Raw genomic sequence first — 17699 nt, forward strand, 5'->3', positions numbered from 1 at the left:
TGCTTTGCGGGTTGATTCCCTTGCGGCCTTTTAGATCAAGGACACGGGCGGGACCAGTGACAGATTCACCCACCGACAGGGTGGAAGCATTGGTGAGATACCGATATTTGGGTTTCACGGGATTGGCTTCGGACGCCCCGTCAAGGCGCAATCCAAGCGAAGCGGCGGAAACAGCAGTTAGACTTATGGCTAGAAAATGGCGGCGATCCAAGCTGGGGAGCCTCGCGGTCATTGTTGGGGTTGGATTCGCCATGCTTTTCTTTATGATCATGAACTTGTTTGAATACTCATTTCCAGTTAGCCTGCTTATTTTCCGTGTCTGGAGCGTTCTTGACGCGACCGACTCATTGTACCATTCCTTTTTCTGCAATCAACACCGGTGCGTCGTAGAGGGGAATGTCTTTGAACATTGTCGCTCCGCTCACGTTCGTGATGCGATCCGCCGGGATTTCGTAAATGCGCCCGGAAACCAAGTCCACCCACACTGGTTCCTTGATGGCGAGGCCCTTGATTTCGACCTGAGCCGGGCGGGTCACGAACGCATCGTCCGGCGTTCCTGAATTATCCCACAAGACCACCAGGTTTTGCCGAATCTTTGTATTTTGGTAAGCAAAACACGCAGTCGCTTTGTCATACGTCACGGTGATGGCCGGCTCTTTGATGCGTTCGAGTGTATTGTCGAACACCGCCACGACATTTTGCACCGAGTAGTAGGCGAGTTTGATTTTCTCCACCTTTTTGTCCGCCGTAGCCCACAGCAATCCTTTGCGGTTGATTTCGCGACCGGTATGGTTGAAATCGCAGATGGTGAAAACCGCCGACTCTACATCGTGCCCCAGATCACCCAGCATCCGACGCAAGTCCCACTTGGCCTGGCTGAACTCCGTCCAGGGATGGTTGGGTAGCGCGAACCTTGTCGCTTTCTCCGATGGGCATCCATTTTCGCCCTGTCGCATCTTTGGTTTCGACGAGTATTTTGCCAATGTACGCTTCAGTTCCTCCACGTTTTTATAAGAGCTATCCGGGTTGAATGCGTAGCCGTGGTAAATGAACCAGTGGAAGAGATCCACCTTGCCCTTGTCGGCCAGGACCTTCAGGCAACTTTCCAATAGCTTCGGGCTGGAACTCGCCAGCGAGAGTCCGGCGATTCGTGAATCGGGGATCACGCGCTTGATGATCTCTGCCGTGCGAATGTTAAACAAGGCGATGTCCTCCGGTTTGTGCTGCTTGTTGATATCGGGTTCGTTCCACATCGCCCAATCGCGGACTTTGTCCTTGTATCGGGTGGCCATGGTCTCTACCCAACGATCCCATGCTGCCAAACCCTCCTCGGAGGTTGGAAAGCCGCCTGCCAAATCCCAACCGCCGCCGCCAATGTAATTCGTATTTCCATAATCGGTCTCCAGCAGGATGTTCAGACCACGGTTGCGGGCATCGTCGATGAGTGTATCCAGCCAGGTGAAATCATAGGTTCCCTTAACTCTTTCCGTCTTGGCCCAGCCCCCTTGGAGCCGGACGGTCTTGATGCCCAATGGCACGATGTATTCCTTATACTGCTGATAATCCGCAAATTCACGGTCCAGGGTCTCACACCCCAGCGTCCAGTTCGAGCCGGAGATCTCATTGGCACTGCGAGGCTTGATCGTGCCGATCTGTTTGAGGCCTGGATTCAGGGCGGTCTTCGCCCGGTCCGGTGAGGTGTCAATCTTTGGCCCTGCCACGACCGTAATTGCGGCGGTACAGCACACGGCGCCCGCCAGTGCCCAGGTTAAGACTCTGCGTGTTTTCATCATAATTCCTTTGTTTAAATTGTTCATAAGCTGTCATTTTTCACGAATTCTCTCCGCCTGCCCAACCAGCAAGAATAAGCCGAGGCAGGCAGCCAGCGCCAACAGGCCGACCACCCAGAAGACTGGCGCATAGCCGGCTTTATCCACCACCTGGCCAACGGTGTAAGTGAAGATCGCACCGCCCAGGCTCGCTGCCATGAGCGTTGCACCCACCGCAGTACCCATGGTTTCAGCGGGAAAAATGTCCGCGTGCAGCGCAAGGATATTGGCGCTCCACATGCCGAAGCCGAAGGTCGCCACACACACCCACGCGATGGCGGCGGCACTTGTGGCTGCATCCACCACTTGGATGCCGCTAAGCATGGCCATTGCTCCCACGAGCATCACTCCTTTACGGGCGAATGTGGCACTGCGCCCCTGTGCGAGCAAGCAGTCGGAGAGCGCGCCGCCGGTCATCTTGCCAAGATCCACTGCCAGGTAAGGAATCCAACCATAGAGGCCGATCTCCTTTAACGAAAAGCCGCGACCATTGCTCAGGTAATCGGGAAGCCAGAAGACGTAAAACCACCAGACGGGCGTCGCTACCATCCGTGTCACCATTAGCCCCCACAACGGCCGGGTGCCGATGATTCGCCGCAGCGGCACTGAAAAACCGGTGGATTTTTGAGCGGGGCCAACTTCGGCGAGTACCGTCGCTCGATCTTCCGCCGACAGCCAGGGGTGATTTTGTGGCGCGTGGTAAACCCATAGCCAACCCGCCAGCCAGATAAATCCCAGCACCCCTGTCACGGCAAATGCCGCACGCCAGCCGAACTGCAACGCCAGGAATGCCACCAGCGGCGGTGCGGCGACCGCGCCTACTGCTGAACCGCTGTCGAAAATGGCCATGGCCAGCGCCCGACGCTTTTGTGGGAACCATTGGGCCACGGCTTTCGTGCCAGCCGGCCAATTGCCTGCTTCGGTCACACCGAGCAGACCACGGAAGATGGCCAGGCTGAGCGGGCCGCGTGCAAATACATGAAGAATTGCCGCCAGCGACCAGCCAATGATCGAGATGCAAAAGCCGAGCCGGGTTCCGATCTTGTCGATCCACATGCCCGCTGGAATCTGTGCGATGGTGTAGGCTGCGAGAAATACGGTGGTGATCGTCCCGTAGTCCGCACTGGAGAGCCCGAGTTCAGTCCGCAACGTTGGCAGCAAAACTGACAAAGCCTGCCGGTCCACATAATTGATGACCGTGGACAAAAACAGCAATCCAAGAATAAGCCAGCGAAGGTGAGCGAGGCGGACAGAAAAACCTGGGACAGAAAAACGGGAATTCATGATGAGGCACCCCTGTGTTTGGTTATTTGTCCGCGTTTCAAAGTCCGGAACGTCACTGTTTTCCTTCCGATGTTAGCCCACAAAAGCGCCTCGAGATTCGTATGTTCCAACAACCGTGTTGCGTGCGCCTCGAATACCTCCAGATGGTTCGGCAGTGTGGTGAGCTTGAAGGCAACTCCCGGCGCAGCCAACCGCATCTTCTGCTGACCGAGCCTGCGATCAGACATGCTGACTTCCACTTCCCGGATGGCTTCCGTCTCACCACCAAGAAAATGAATCAACGCGTCTTCATAAAGCGTCAGGTCGAGGCCTGTTCCCCAGTCTTGAAGCAATCCCACCATGGTTTCATGGAACCAACTCGCACCGCCAACGTGTTGCTCCCAACCGCTTTGATCAATTTCGAAACGACTCCGCTCGCCGAGATGCAGGGTGGTATTGACGAACTTTTGTTCGATGGTTTCCGACCGGAGATTGATCAGTTTTCCGTGTTCAAGTTCTGCCAAGAGCAGGTAGTTCAGCAGTTGCGATTCGTGCCGCGGTGTCAAAATATCCACGGTTTTAAACTCAAACACGGCCCCATCGTTTACGAGCACATCGAGGAAGTATGGCTTGATGAAGGTTTGGTAACTCACCTCGATAGGCACTTCGAGATGCGCCCCAGGAAAGCAGTGGGCCAGTTCACGCTTGTAAATCTTCTCGTCGAAAAAACGGCCGAGTTCATCGCGGATGTCAAACATCGCCCGCATCACCTCGTAAGCCAAGTCACCGAACTCCGTTTGCGACATGCGACGGATGGGATGTTTAACTGCAATAGGCATGGCGATCGAGGCGGACCAAAAAACGGGAATTCATGATGGGGATCCGCGGCGTTGAGTTTTTCTGTCTCTTGTTTTTCTGTCCACGTTAAAAATAGCCTCCTTTTTCGGTGATCTGGTGGATGCTCTGCCCCTCGGCGACCCAGCCGAAGATTTTCTTTTCATTGGCGCGGATTTCTTCGGCGCGTACCAGCACATCATAGGCAATGTCGCGTGGTACACACAGGACGCCGTCAATGTCCGCAAAGATCACGTCGCCAGGACGGATGACCACGTCGCCGATTTTGATGGGGATCTGGTAATGCGTGATGAGGCACCGGCCCAGGGAGCCGGTGGGGATGCGGTACTTGTAATGAATGGGAAACGGCTTTTCGAGGATCTGTTTGGTGTCGCGAATACCGCCGTCTATGCATGCCGCTTTCACACCCTTGCCGTAGGCGGTGGCGGTCATTACGCCGCCCCAGAGCGTGGCCTTTTCGTCATTAGATGTATCCCAAACCACAAATGCATCCTCGTGCATTTCGTCCAGCATCTTGGTGCGAAAAGTCATCTCACCAGTGATTTTCACGTTGGGTGCGCTTTTCACGGTGAAGGCGATGCCAGCCGCCACATCGTCATCGCGCAAGGGGCGAAGGTATCCCGGCAACGCCTGGTCGAGCAGGCAAAATTCCCGCAAGACATCGCTGATGGCACCAGTGTAGAGTTGTTCGTAGCGCTTCAGCATTTCCTTGACGGGAACTGGGAACGGTATGGTGGAAATGCTTTCGCGCTGAGCGATCAGCTTTTCCAGTTTCATCATTTTCGCTTCTTTTTGTAACAGGTTTTCGTTGCACATAATAGGATGGGATGAGTTTTTTTGCAGATCACGTTATTTTCCGCCTGAATGGAACACTTCAACGCGGTCCAATTCCGCTGGTCCTTTCCAGAGGATTTTCAGGTATTGTTGGCCCGCCGGTACCGGAGCTTCATACTCCACCAGCGTGCGCTGTTGGGCGACAGTTGCTCCGCGTGGCGGACTGGGTAACCGGTTTTCTTTTCGGTCGGCTGGCAGCGGGATGTAGCTCTTTCCATCGGGTGACACCTCAAACGAAATGTCGTTCCATGGATCCTTGTAAAAGGCAGTGACCTTGATCGCAGTCATACCGGGGACCTGATAAATGATCCAGTCGTTGGTGGAACCCCGGGCACGAAACATGTATTCGGCGTAGAGCGCATTAAAGTCGTTGTTAAGCTGCAGTTGGGGGGAACGGGAATGCGCCCGGGAAAAATCCTGGAGTTCATCCACCATGCAAACGCGGTTCACGCGTACCGGGCCAATCACATTGGAAGGAGCCGAAATCCCGGAGTCATTTCGTGCCGCCACCCGGTAGAAATATGTTTCACCCGAACGCGCCGTATTATCACTGAAGAGTGGCCGATAGGCCACATCTCCGTCGTACACATTGGTGGCAATGGTCGTCCAGGGCCCCGCCGCATGCGGTGCGCGTTGTACCTCGCACATGGATGCGCCCACCCCGATTCGCCACGTGAGCATTGGGATTTCCGCGCAGGGCAATAATTCCGGAGCCTCCGGCCGGGGGACCGGTGGAATCGGTTTGCCTTCGATGGCATAGGCTGCTTCGCGCATGGCGCTCATGACCCCGATTTCGCGCTGGGCATCCGCACTGGGGAAACCCGGCCAGTGGTAGGACCAGACGCTCTTGTAGGTCATGATCTGGTGCCAGTAAAACCCTCCCTCGCGATGTGGAAAATACATACTCCAGATACACGAACCGCTGATTCCCGGCTCGCTGCGCAGATACTCCAGGAACTCACGCACCTTGTCCACGACATTGGCGTGGGTGAACATCTTGTCGTCAATATACGGACCCCATTCGCCGATGAACATTGGGCGTTGTCCGTCCAACTTGGCAAATTCCCGCCGGCATGAGGCCGCCCAGCCATCTTCCACACCGGGGTAGTTCGGGTAATAGTGGCGCGTGTACAAATCAATGTTGGGGTCCACTTCCAACGGCGCGCCGGGGCGATGGCGGGTTTCAGAAACGAGATGGTTGCGATCCAACTGCTTGATGAACGCCGCCATTTCGGCCAACCATGCCGTTTTCGCGCTGTGCATTTCATTGCCGAATTGCCAGGCCAGAATCGCTTTGTCCTCCCGGTACGGCACGTCCGTGACAGTGTTGGTGCGCTCCAGCACATATCGCACGGTGGCTTGGTAATCCGCTTTCAATTGCGGGTCGGTATAAAAGGCCTCACGCTTTTTACCGCGCCAATCCGCGTAGGTGCCGATGCCACCCAGATAGTCGCCCGATTCAGCCGTAAGGCTGAAGATGACGCGCACCCCATAACGGTTGGCCAACGCCAGCAAATGATCGCATACTTTGAATGACTCTTCGTTAAATTTACCGGGGGCTTGAACATAATGCCAGGTCAACGGGCCGTCCTTGGCATGTGTTTTTGGGTCGCGGATGGGCAGGTTCCAAAGTCGCACAACCTTGAGATTCATTTGGCTGAGCGTCTGAAACGCAGCTTCCTGCTCCCATGGAGTCGGTAAAACCAGACGTTCCGGCAACGACAGCGTCCAGTCATACGGGAGGTTCAAACCCGGCATGTTTGCGCCGACAAAGCGAAATTCCTTGTCGCCATCATAGAGCTTATTGCCCTGGCGGGTGATGAAGTTTTTAAAGCCGGCTGGTGCAGAATCGGCGGCTATTGAATCCATGAGTGAATTCAGCGACCAAGTGACCAAGATGACGAGGAGTGACTTGGCGGGAGAAATCCGGTTTAAGATGTGATTTGCCATAGGAAAATTTGGAGCTTGAAGGTTGTACGTTTAAGAATAACTCAAAGGGACATTCCTCCATCCACCAGAAAGTCCGCGCCGGTGATGTAACGACCTGCCTCGGAACACAGCAACACTGCAAGGCCAGCGCAATCCTGCGGCTCTCCGATGTACCCGGCCGGGATTTTCTCCAGCACTTTGGCGAGGTACGGCTCATCGGCCAACGCTTTTTCGTTGCGCCCGGTGGCGATCGCCCCGGGTGCCAGATTGTTAATGGTGATGCCGTCCTTCGCCAGTTGCGGCGCCAGACTGCGGCAGAGATTCACCAGCGCCGATTTGGTGGCGGAATACACCTGCATCTCCGGGTGTGGTTTGACTTGTTGCACGCTGCCGAGGGTCAGGATTCGCCCCCATTTATTGGTCTGCATGGCTGGCGCGCAACGCTGGATCAGCCACAGGCAGGAACCGAAATTCACCTCCACCTGTTGGCGAAAATCCTCAGCCGTGATTTGCTGCCAGGGCTTGCGGATTTGTACTGAAGCGTTGAGTACCAGGATGTCCGGGTCACCAATGGCGGCCCGGGTGGCTTGGAGGATTTGTTCGGCGGCTCCGGGCGCAGCCAGATCGGCGGCCACCACGCCGGATTTGACGCCGCAGGCTTCGATTTTCCGGCGGACCGCTTCCGCCTTGGCCAGGTTTCCAGCGCAATGAACCATCACGTCCGCACCGAACTCCGCCAGCGCCGCCGCGATCGCGCGACCGATGCCTTGGCCGGAGCCGGTTACCAGGGCGCGCCGCCCATTTAATTGCAAGGTGGCTTTAACACTCATAAATCAGGGTTTTGCAATGGTCAACCGATGCGGCTGCTGATGTTTGCCGGAATGTTGGATTTCAAACTGGCGGGTCACATTACCGCTGGTCACGGAAACCTGATATTTACCATAGAAACCACGTATCCGAGTCGTGCCTTGGGCATCGGTTTGCGCCTTGGCCTGGGTTTTCCATTCCTCATTAATGAGGTGGTCTAGCGCCTGATATGCCGCCTTGGGCTTGAGTTCTCCGTCCATGAGCCCGCCCATGGCTTCGTTTTCGCCTTTAACCGCTGTGCCGTCGCCCAAGTTCCACCAGGTGATGCCCGCCATGGTGGGCGCGCTGAACCACAGCCGGTAATGATCGCTGACGACCTGCGCTTGCAACGCTTCGCCTTCCGATCCGGCTGAGGGGATGGTAATTTCCGTTATAAACAAGGGTAGCTGGAAGTCGGCCAGCGCTTCGTAGAGGTCCAGCATTTTTGCCGGGTTACAGTTCGCACTGACGAGGAATTTATCCAGTGCCGCGCGCCGGAAGTAATGATATTGCAGACCGATGCCACGAATTTGCGCGCCGTCCGCCAGTAAATTTTTTATCTGGGAAAGATAGGGGTTCTTATCTGCGGATATGAAATTAAAGCTGGTCACCTCATTGATCATCATGGTGTTGCCTGCTGGGAACAACGGGACCGCTTCCTTGAAGGCCCACCCCACATAAGCGTGGTCCGGCGTGTACAGCGGATAATTGGTACGGCACACTAGTGATTCATTCACCACATCCCAGATGGGGATTTTGTCGCCAAAGCGGCTGCTGATTTCGCGGAAGCGTTTCTGGTAAAGGGCGCGCAGTTCATTGGCGTCCTTGGGCAACCAATTGGGGTTATACGCATGCCATAACAATGGATGCCCTTTGAGCGTAATCCCGTGCTTTGCGGCAAATGGAATGAAGCGATCCGGCGGCGGTCGGCGCCACATGTCAGACGCGGGTTCCACATATCGCAGTTCGCCCGGTTTCGGCTCCGTGCCCTCCCAGTAGAATGGTACCGTGGCGAAATTGAACAAGCGGAGGAAGGCCTCCTCGTAGCGTGGTTCCATTTCCTTCATTTGTCCCAGCACGAAGGCGTTACAACCAAACAGAAATTCGTGACCGGTTTGATGCACGGTCACCTCGGCTCCGACTAGTGGTTTTCCGGCAGAATCCGCGAGTTCCAGCACCAGGTCGCCCTTGCGGTACTTTTCAATATTATCCGTAACGCGCTTGAGTAAAGCGGGGTCCCGCCATTGTTTTTGGTAGGCTTCCGGGGTGGCTGCTTGAGCTGGAATGTTGCATAGTATCAGGGAGATCGCCGTCATCGCCGACAGGATTCCCCCCCGTACCTTTAGGAATTGGATCAGTTTCATGGTTTGATGCCGATTTGCTTGTCGTATTGCCTTAACGAATGCCGGCGCGCCGGAATAATTCGGTTAAGATCATTTTAAATGCTTCCCACCATCGGGAACCACTCCGGTTGATACGGATCCTGATGGAATCGCGCGTAGTAATCGCCCTTTTCCTCGTAATAACGCTCGTATTTTTTCATCTTCTCTTCATCCAGTGCCACGCCCAGGCCGGGACCGGTTGGCACTTTGATACAGCCATCCTTATATTTCATCAGTCCACCCTGGATGATGTCATCGGTCAGGTAATGATAATGCGCGTCTCCGGCAAAGGTCATGGTGGGGATGGTGGACGCGGTGTGAATCATGGCGGCGAGTTCAATGCCGAATTCCGCCCCGCTGTGCATGGCAACTCCCAGGTTAAATGTGCGGCAAACTGCTTCGAGATCTTTGACGCCACGCGGGCCTTCCCAGTAATGCAGATCTGTGAGCACGATATCCACGGCTCCCATCCGGATGGCCGGACCAAGGTCATCAAACCGGGCCGGATACATGTTCGTGGCAATCGGGATACGAATTTTTTGACGCACTGCCGCGTTGCCTTCCAGTCCCCATGATGGATCTTCAAAGTATTCCATGTTTAGCGGTTCAAGCCGTTTGCCGACTTGTACCGCCGTGGGCACCGACCACACGCCGTTGGGATCAATGCGCAGCCCGAACCGGTCACCGAGTCGCGTCCGGCACAACTCGCAAACCCGGGCTTCCTCCATGGGGTCCATCACGCCAGCTTTGAGTTTCATGGCCTTGACGCCCAAATCCTCATGCAATTGCTCGCATAGATCGGCCATATCCTCCGCGCGTTCATCGTGGCCTCCGCCTGGCCGATCATAGCGCCAGAACAAATACGCGATGAATGGCACCCGGTCGCGCACTGCACCGCCAAGGAGATCGCCCAAGGGCCGGTTCATGGCCTTGCCTTGGATATCCAGGCATGCCATCTCGATGGCTGCATACAGGCGCGCGTTTGAAAGATAATAGATACTGCGCAGAACCTTTTGTTTGATAATGCCCAGATGAAAAGGATCCAGTCCGAGAATGCGCGGCTTGAGTTTTTGCAGCGCCCCGCGCTGATCGCCGCCACCCACTTCTCCCAGTCCCACGATCCCCTCGTCGGTGATCACCTCCAGGATGGTGCGGAGAAAATAGCCGGGATGTACCCCGGTGTTGTGGCGCAGCTGCGCGTTCAGGGGAATTGCCACTGTGCGCGTTTTTAAATCAGTGATTTTCATAAGTTCGCAATGATAGGTTGGGTTGTTGTTTGGGGATTAATATTTGACCCGCTCGGGTTCGCCGAACTCACCGGTCATATCGTAAGGCAGGCGCCATACTTTATCGCCATCGCGATTTGCGAAATAGAGTTGTGACTTGGAGAGTTTGTCCGGATTGCCATCCGCCCAGAAGGCGTAAAAGTCCGCGTGAGCATTCATTGGCCGCCGGACATAATTGTGATTCAGGGCGCTACCACGGGTAACTTGGGATCGTTGCTTCCAGGTCTTGCCGTTGTCGTCGCTGGTCCAGATGGCGATTTCAGCGCCAGAACCCACCGGCTGTGGCCCCTTTTCTGTGGGCGCAATGACCCGCCAGTGGCCATCGTTTTCAAAGTAAATTGAGCCGGTACTGTAGTTGTGGTTTACCTTGGTTACCTGCGTGTAGTTCCACTGTTCCCCGGACCAGCGTGCCACGGTCAGCCAACGTGGATCACCGCTCGGGCCCGGTTTGAAATCGTTTGAGGTGTTGAAAAGAATCACTGGCCGGCCTTGTGCGTCCAAGTCCAGATCATGGATATAGACCAGTTGTTTTTCGGCCTGATAATCGCGCACGAGAGCTGGGTTTTGTGCCTGACTGAGCGGCAGTTCCACGGATTCCCCGCGCACGTTACACCAGGTTTTTCCAAAATCATCCGTCTGCAGGTAATACAGATTGGTCCGCTTGTCCACGTTGCCTCCGGGATGCATGTTGAAGGCTGTGATTACCCGTTTGCCAATCAGGTGGCTCGTTTGGTAATGCCCACCCATGCCGGCAAATTTCTTATCCGGCGCCCATGTGCGGCCATCCGGACTGGTGCTGTAATACAGCTCCCGTCCCTTGGTGTATTTCGTAAATAAAAACAGGAATCCCAGTCCTTCCACCCAACGTGCCTGCGGATAGGTAAATTCTCGTTGCCCCACCTGCTCAAAGGCGTCGGTGCTGTAAGGTTTGGTGCTGCGATAAATAAATCCGGGCCGAACCTTGGCGCGACCACTGACAAATACCCATAGGTATCCCTGTCCATCCAGGCAAAGGCTGGGATTATCATGCGGATCATCCACGCCATTCTTGTCATGCACAATGGTGGGGCGGGGTACCACGTGCTTGCGATGATCGTAATACGATGCCATGGCCAGCAGGTGCCGTTTGCCGTCTTTGGCCCCACCATAAACAAAAAAGGTTTTCTCAACTTCTTTGGCGTAAATGGCGATTGGTACGTGATTGGCCGTGTAGGTGGCGAGCCCGCCTGAGTATTTGTCACCAAACTCGGATTTTTGTCCCAGCTCAAACCAGATACCCCGATAACCCGAGTCTTTGGCGGTGGCGGTGACAAGTTCCGGTTCCGCAGCTAGAGCCAGTAAAGGACCGCTGCATTGAGCTACGATGGCAGTTCCCAAGCACCGGCGCAAAAATACGCGGCGTTCAATGGGGGCTGGGTGAATAGTGGCGGCCTTGCTTACAGCTAACGTGCGACACAAATTGTTCATGGTATCATTGGTTTTAGTTTATTTTTTCCTCACATAATCCCGTTTCAAAAAGAACTTCACCGCAATTAGGATGGAGAGGGCGCCAAACAGGTAGAACCAGGCCAGGGACGATAGGCCGGTTGCCAGCCCCACCCGCATCTTCATCCAGCCCAAAACCGTGGGAGCCAGAGAGCCGATGACAAAAGCGAACGAAAGCATCAATCCCGTGGCTGATGCCCGTAGCCGGGGCTCGACCACATCAAATAACGACGCGAAAAGGTTGGAATCGTAGATGCCTCGGAATAACCCAAATCCGGCCAGCGCGATATAGCTGATTTCCACGCTGGGTGCTTGTCCCAGCCAGTAGATGAACGGGGCGCCGCAGAGCAGGCCCAGAAAATTGGCTTCCATACGGATGGATGGCCGTTTTTCCGCCAGGCGATCCGCAATCTTTCCGCCGATCAGCACACCGAAAAAGGCAAAGAGATGATGATAAAACATGGAGGAAAAACCGGCGTTGGCCAGCGATAGTTTGAAATTCTCGTGCAGAAAGGTCGGAGCCCAGGTGAGGTACCCGATGTTCACATACACCATGGCGCCAAAAGCCAGGCTGAGCAGCCAGACCGAAGGGCGTCGCAGCACATACCACAGCACCTCATTCAAGGGAATCCGAGGTTGTGTCTGCGGTGCTGCTGCGCGAACCTGCGGCGTGTTACGTAACCGCCAGGCCGCCACGCCTGCCCAAAGTACGCCCACGCCGCCAAAGGCGAAGAATGCGGTGCGCCAGCCGTAGCGTTCGCCAATATACCCGGCAATCAGTCCGCTGGCGGTGATGCCGACATACAGGGCGGTTTGTAGAATAGCCAGCGCCAAGGCGCGCGTTTTGTCATGGAATTGCGCCAGCAGCGAGGTGGCAGACGGATAGAAAAACGCCTCGCCACCACCGGTCGTCACGCTACGAAAAAGCACGAGCATGATCAGCCCGGAACTCAGGCCGGATAGCGTCGTGCCAATGCTGAAAATCAGCAGGCTCATCACCACGATCCACTTGCGCGGCAGAATGTCGCCGATAAAGCCGGCCACCGGCACCAGCACGCCATACACCAGGGTAAAAATGGAACCGATCAAACCGAGTTGGACATCATCCAGGCCCAGATCAGTTTTGATGAGCGGAATAACCGAGTTGTAAATCTGGCGGTCCCCCTGGTGCAGAAAAAAGGCCAACCACAGCAAAACCAGCAATTCCCACTTGTACCAAGCAGGTTGGGCTGGGGCGGCAGGTAGCGATGTTGGGACACGCATGTGCATCAAGGAGAAAGTTGCGGAATAGCTATTCAGAAGCAAGGTTTTGGGGTTGCCATTCTTGCTCAAATACTTATACTTTCTTCTCATGAGTCGTGTTACCCAGATTGAAGCTGTTCCGCGCCTGCAGGAGTGGTCCTCCTTGCATCCTCAGCTTTTCTGGGCATATCGCGGCGAAGTACATCCGATGGGCCGCTACGTAACCACTCAAGACACCAAACTCACCGCGTGGTGGATGCTGGCCGGATGGGTGGAAGTTCGTTGCGGACACCAGGTCCGCCGTGCTACTGCCGGACAATGGATGTTTCCTCCCAATATTGGACGGATTCAGCGTTTTTCCCAGGATGCCCGTATTCTCTCAATCAGTTTCCGCATAGACTGGCCGGGCGGACAATCCCTGTATGAAATGGCGGATACCCGGATTCTGGAGGCCAAGGCCATGCCGGAGTTGGGACGCGCGGCCATTGCCCTTTGCGAGACGGTGGAACGGATGTTCCCCCAGGCCAGCAACCACCTGTTCTTGGAAACCGGCACGTTGGACCACCATTGGGAAATTCATTGGGCTTTTGCCGAGTGGCTCCGCATCCATAGTCGAGCGATGACCCGGATGGGACTGACGACCGTGCGGCCTTACTCGGTGGATGCCCGGTTGGCCAAGGCGCTGCTATTGATTGAGCAGCATGCGTTGAACCGGCCGTTTCGGCAAACCGCTTTGGCAAAAAGTACCGGTCTGAGTGTATCCCACCTGAACCGCTTGTTTACCCAGCATCTGGGGAAACCGCCACGCGAACGCTATGAAGAACGCCGACTGCAGGCGGCTGTCATGTTGCTGGAGCAATCCGTGCGGCCGATGAAGACCATTAGTGCCGACTTGGGTTTCAGTTCACCGGCCCATTTTACCCGCTGGTTTAAACACCGCCTCAAACGCACTCCCGGCGAGTATCGCCAACAGTATTTCCAACGCGGTGACGCTTGATTGCGGGGGGCGATCTGACCGCGTAATCAGGAGCTTGCTTTCCCTGATAGGATATGAATAATGGCGGGGCAAAATGCTTGGAATTATGAATGTTTTGTTGAAGAGGATGGTTGTGTCGTCTGCCCTGCAACGGGGGGGGCGTTTAATGTTAATTTTGTCCTTGTGCCAGCTTTGCGGCTGCGGAGCCTTGCAGACTGTGCGACTGCGCACCACCACCCCGCCGGGATTGGAAAAAAGTGTGACGATGCCGGAGTTTCCCAATGTGCGGGCTTGGGGCGATGACCAGGCGTCACTCAAAGCGATGATTGACAGCCAGCCGGAAAAATCCGAGCCTGCCATCGCAGGCAAAGCTGGAGTGGACGTTAATACGGTGGATTATCTGGCCTTATCGGGTGGAGGTGGGGACGGCGCTTATGGCGCCGGGTTGCTCTGTGGGTGGTCCAGAACCGGCGAACGGCCCAAATTCAAAGTGGTCACGGGGATCAGCACGGGCGCGTTGATGTCACCCTATGCCTTTCTGGGGCCGGACTTTGATGATCAGTTGAAGGCATGTTACACCAAAATTTCCTCCAAGGATATTTTCAAACTGAACAGCTTGATGCGGATTCTGTTCGGTGAATCGCTGGCTACTACTGAGCCGTTGGAACGACTGGTGAAACGGTATTACTCGGAGGAGATGATTGCCGCCGTGGCGGCGGAACACCTTCAGGGACGCCGTCTTTACGTGGCCACCGCTAATCTGGACGCTCAGCGCCCAGTCGTCTGGGATATGGGCGCCATCGCGTGTCATGCCGTGGCGCATCGCACCAACGCTGTCAATGGCGAACCACGGGTCACCACGTCTTTCAACCCGCGCGCGGTGGCGTTGTTCCGCAAGGTGCTGATCGCGTCCGCTTCAATCCCGATGGCTTTTCCACCGCAGTATTTTGATGTCCGGGTGGGCGAGCGCGTGTTTGAAGAAATGCATGTGGATGGTGGCACCATCAATCAGGTGTTTATTTGCGGCGTTCCCATGAAAAACCTGGCCAGTTTGGATACCAACAAACACATTCGGGTGTTCGTGATTCGCAACAGTAAAATCGCCCCCGACAATAAAACCGTCCGCCCCCGCATCCATGAAATTGGCCTCCGTTCGATTTCGACACTGGTAAAATCGCAGGGGGTGGGTTCGGTGGTGCGAATTTATGAGGCCATCAAGGATCAGCCTGCCGAGTTTCACTTTGCGTACATTCCCGATGATATTGACACGGATCGGGACGATGAATTTGATCCAGCCATCATGCGGCGTTTGTTTGATATTGGTTACGTGTTGGCAATGCACCATTATCCATGGCAGCACAAACCGCCGGGCTTGGAGTTTGCCACGCCGGATTCTGCTGGCTCCCTCCCGTCGAAAATCAAGTGATCAGATTCCCAGGTTGGCGAGGGCGGTGCAGACGGAGTTCACCGCCTGGACCAGCCGGGGATTCGATTGTTCAAAGCCGGCGACCGATGACCGCAGACCGGCCAGCGCGTGTGCCAATGCCCCCGGATTCTTTTCCAGCCGGGTGGCTTCATGGGTGGAAATATGTGTAAAACCGGCAATGCTACGGGCCTGCTCGGGGTGCGTCGAATCCAGCGACTGCACTTCCGCTCGTAGCGTGGCGAGCAGCGCGACCAGTTCGGCGCGTTTCCCCTCCGGGATTTGGTTGCTCTGCAAACCGGCCTCCAGTTGGCGGATGGTGTCATGAATCATAAAAATTAAGTCATTGGCCATTATTGGCGGCTCATTTATGAGCCTGTGGTAATATATTTTAGAACCCGCCCGCTGGCAATGCGGGAGTTAAGGTTTTTCGCCATTGGATTGATGCCTGAATGAATTGCGGGGATTATCCTAAATTCCGGCTGGAGCCAGCGGTTGCGGGCTGGTGGAAAAGCACACCAAAACCACACCGGTTTGAGCGGTGTAGTGGTGTGTGTTTTGGGAGACAAAAAAGGGTTCGACTAGGACAATGGTCCGAAATCAAGCCCAGCGCACTTCGCCCAGGTCCCGGGGGTAATGCAGGCGGAGTTGGGCGGTCTTTTTCGGATTGCCGCCGAGCATTTTTCGGCCCAAGGCGATGGTTTCTGCCATTTCTATTGCCGTCAGCGGACGGAAATCGCGGGCGGCTTTGACGGCCCGCTGGACTTCCGCAATGCTGCTGGCGCCAATCAGGGCGCACTGGACGCCCGGAACGCTCAGCGCGTACCGGAAGGCGCGGTCATAGTCGTCCGCCAGTTGTCCCTGCCCGCCCAGCACTTTCATGGCCACCACGCCGAGCTTCTGTTGGTGGGCGGCGGCGACGAGGGTTTCTTCCAGGTTGTTTTCCGCCCGCGAGAGGTAGTTGATGAACGGCTGGATGACATCCGCGCCGAGGTCGGACAGGAGTTTCACCTGCTCCGGTATCTGGGCGGGATGGGAGCTGAAGCCGATGAAGCGGGTCAACCCTTTCTGCCGGGCCTGGCGCAGAAACGCCAGCGCGCTGCGTGGTCCCTGCAAGGCTTCGAGGTCTTCGAACGTGGAGAGCCCCACGGCATGCAGCAACAGCAAATCCACGTGATCGGTTTGGAGGAGTTTGAGGCTGCGGGTCAAATCCTCCTCCGCGCCGCGCGCATCGGCGTGATCAAGCTTGGTCACCAGAAAGACCTTGTCCCGCACCGGCGCCAGCAACGGCCCCAGCCGCACTTCGGCCTGATGGTAATTGGGGGCGACGTCGAAATAGCGAATGCCGCCATCCAGCGCGGTTTCGATGAGGGCGCGGGTGTAGGCCTCTCCCGCGCGGTGGTTCCGGTGCTCCTTATCCATGGTCAGATACGCGCAGCCCAAGCCAAGGATGGTGACTTCCTGACCGGTTTTGCCCAGGATTCTCCGGGGCAACCCGGTGGGGGGTGGCGGCACCGCCTCCGCAGCCAGTGCGCCCAAACCGGGAGCCGCCGCCGCCACGGCGGCAGCGTGCAGGAACGCCCGCCGGGTGATGGACGGCGCATGCGTTTCCAGATTGTCGGCCTCAGAATTCATCTTTTATTCGGACGCGCCCAAGGGCGGGGCTATTCATGCCACCAGAGTTATATCCCGCATGATCGTTTCGCGCGTTGTTTCATGGACCAGTGAGAAGGCGTCCTCTCGACTCCATAATTTACCACCACGAGACAAGTGAAAACATCATGATTCTATCTGCCCCCTGGCCGCCTGACAACGGCTAGAGCGGTTTAAATAATGACGCCGCTCTGAAAACCAAAGCTGCTCATGGTATAGCCGGGCAGAATATCAGCTCCGACTGACGTCGATCGGCCACGTGTTTTATGGAATTGCTCTAATGCAAATTCCCATCAGGTTTAGATGCTTAGGAAGGTCATCCTAATGGCAAGGATTGGCTTCTGAAGCTTAGGAAGGTCATCCGTGTGGCAAGGACGGGCTTTTTAAGGTTAAGAAGGTCATCCGTGTGGCAAGGACGGGCTTTTTAAGGTTAAGAAGGTCATCCGTGTGGCAAGGATGGGCTTTTCAAGCTTAAGAAGGTCATCCGCGTGGTAAGGATTGGCTTTTTAAGGTTAAGAAGGTCATCCGTGTGGCAAGGATGGGCTTCTGAAGGTTAGGAAGGTCGTCTGTTTGGCGAGACGGACTTTTCACCCGTGGTGGATGGGGATCGACGCCTCCAACTGCACCGCCACGTATGAGGATCAGAACACCGCATCTGCCAGATTTAGCTTGATACCAATTTGAACACCAGGCGCA

At 55.7% G+C, this 17699-nt stretch carries 15 protein-coding genes; 2 read left to right on the forward strand and 13 right to left on the reverse strand.

The genetic code is table 11. The features are described 5' to 3' along the window. The 11 genes from WCO56_23050 to WCO56_23100 form a co-directional block, all read right to left on the reverse strand. Positions 1-232: hypothetical protein (locus WCO56_23050; protein MEI7732468.1), on the reverse strand; the 232-nt coding region annotated here is incomplete at its 3' end. 112 nt (positions 233-344) lie between these two features. Further along, entirely contained in the window at positions 345-1793 is a 1449-nt protein-coding gene (locus WCO56_23055) for a beta-galactosidase (GenBank protein ID MEI7732469.1), read from the reverse strand. A gap of 30 nt (positions 1794-1823) precedes the next feature. After that, positions 1824-3035 (reverse strand): MFS transporter, encoded by a 1212-nt coding sequence (locus WCO56_23060; protein MEI7732470.1) that lies wholly within the window; start codon positions 3033-3035, stop codon positions 1824-1826. 74 nt (positions 3036-3109) lie between these two features. Beyond that, on the reverse strand, positions 3110-3898 hold the full coding sequence (locus WCO56_23065) for a GxxExxY protein (GenBank protein ID MEI7732471.1): 789 nt from the start codon (positions 3896-3898) through the stop codon (positions 3110-3112). Positions 3899-4016: 118 nt separating this feature from the next. Continuing rightward, entirely contained in the window at positions 4017-4727 is a 711-nt protein-coding gene (locus tag WCO56_23070; GenBank protein MEI7732472.1) for an RraA family protein, read from the reverse strand. Between the two features lie 69 nt (positions 4728-4796). Beyond that, entirely contained in the window at positions 4797-6731 is a 1935-nt protein-coding gene (locus WCO56_23075; protein MEI7732473.1) for a hypothetical protein, read from the reverse strand. A gap of 41 nt (positions 6732-6772) precedes the next feature. Then, on the reverse strand, positions 6773-7540 hold the full coding sequence (locus WCO56_23080) for an SDR family oxidoreductase (GenBank protein ID MEI7732474.1): 768 nt from the start codon (positions 7538-7540) through the stop codon (positions 6773-6775). A gap of 3 nt (positions 7541-7543) precedes the next feature. Then, positions 7544-8920, reverse strand: a complete 1377-nt coding sequence (locus tag WCO56_23085) for an endo-1,4-beta-xylanase (protein ID MEI7732475.1) — start codon at positions 8918-8920, stop codon at positions 7544-7546. 74 nt (positions 8921-8994) lie between these two features. After that, positions 8995-10185 carry an enolase C-terminal domain-like protein gene (locus tag WCO56_23090; GenBank protein ID MEI7732476.1) on the reverse strand — a complete coding sequence of 397 codons (1191 nt, stop codon included), beginning with the start codon at positions 10183-10185 and terminating at the stop codon, positions 8995-8997. A 36-nt stretch (positions 10186-10221) separates the two neighbouring features. Beyond that, positions 10222-11691, reverse strand: coding sequence for a BNR-4 repeat-containing protein (locus WCO56_23095; GenBank protein ID MEI7732477.1), 1470 nt, complete (start codon positions 11689-11691; stop codon positions 10222-10224). An 18-nt stretch (positions 11692-11709) separates the two neighbouring features. Then, on the reverse strand, positions 11710-13062 hold the full coding sequence (locus WCO56_23100; GenBank protein MEI7732478.1) for an MFS transporter: 1353 nt from the start codon (positions 13060-13062) through the stop codon (positions 11710-11712). On the opposite strand from WCO56_23100, the gene WCO56_23105 reads away from it, so the two are divergent. After that, the gene (locus tag WCO56_23105; protein MEI7732479.1) at positions 13061-13948 is read left to right on the forward strand and encodes an AraC family transcriptional regulator; all 888 of its coding nucleotides are present in this window, start codon (positions 13061-13063) and stop codon (positions 13946-13948) included. The genes WCO56_23100 and WCO56_23105 overlap by 2 nt on opposite strands. A gap of 145 nt (positions 13949-14093) precedes the next feature. Next, positions 14094-15353 (forward strand): patatin-like phospholipase family protein, encoded by a 1260-nt coding sequence (locus WCO56_23110; protein MEI7732480.1) that lies wholly within the window; start codon positions 14094-14096, stop codon positions 15351-15353. Here the strand turns inward: WCO56_23110 and WCO56_23115 are convergent, their stop codons facing one another. Next, on the reverse strand, positions 15354-15683 hold the full coding sequence (locus tag WCO56_23115; GenBank protein ID MEI7732481.1) for a DUF4404 family protein: 330 nt from the start codon (positions 15681-15683) through the stop codon (positions 15354-15356). A gap of 267 nt (positions 15684-15950) precedes the next feature. Further along, positions 15951-16985, reverse strand: coding sequence for an aldo/keto reductase (locus WCO56_23120; protein ID MEI7732482.1), 1035 nt, complete (start codon positions 16983-16985; stop codon positions 15951-15953). Positions 16986-17699 lie beyond the last annotated feature (714 nt).

The organism is Verrucomicrobiota bacterium (genome assembly GCA_037139415.1).
Classification (GTDB): domain Bacteria; phylum Verrucomicrobiota; class Verrucomicrobiia; order Limisphaerales; family Fontisphaeraceae; genus JBAXGN01.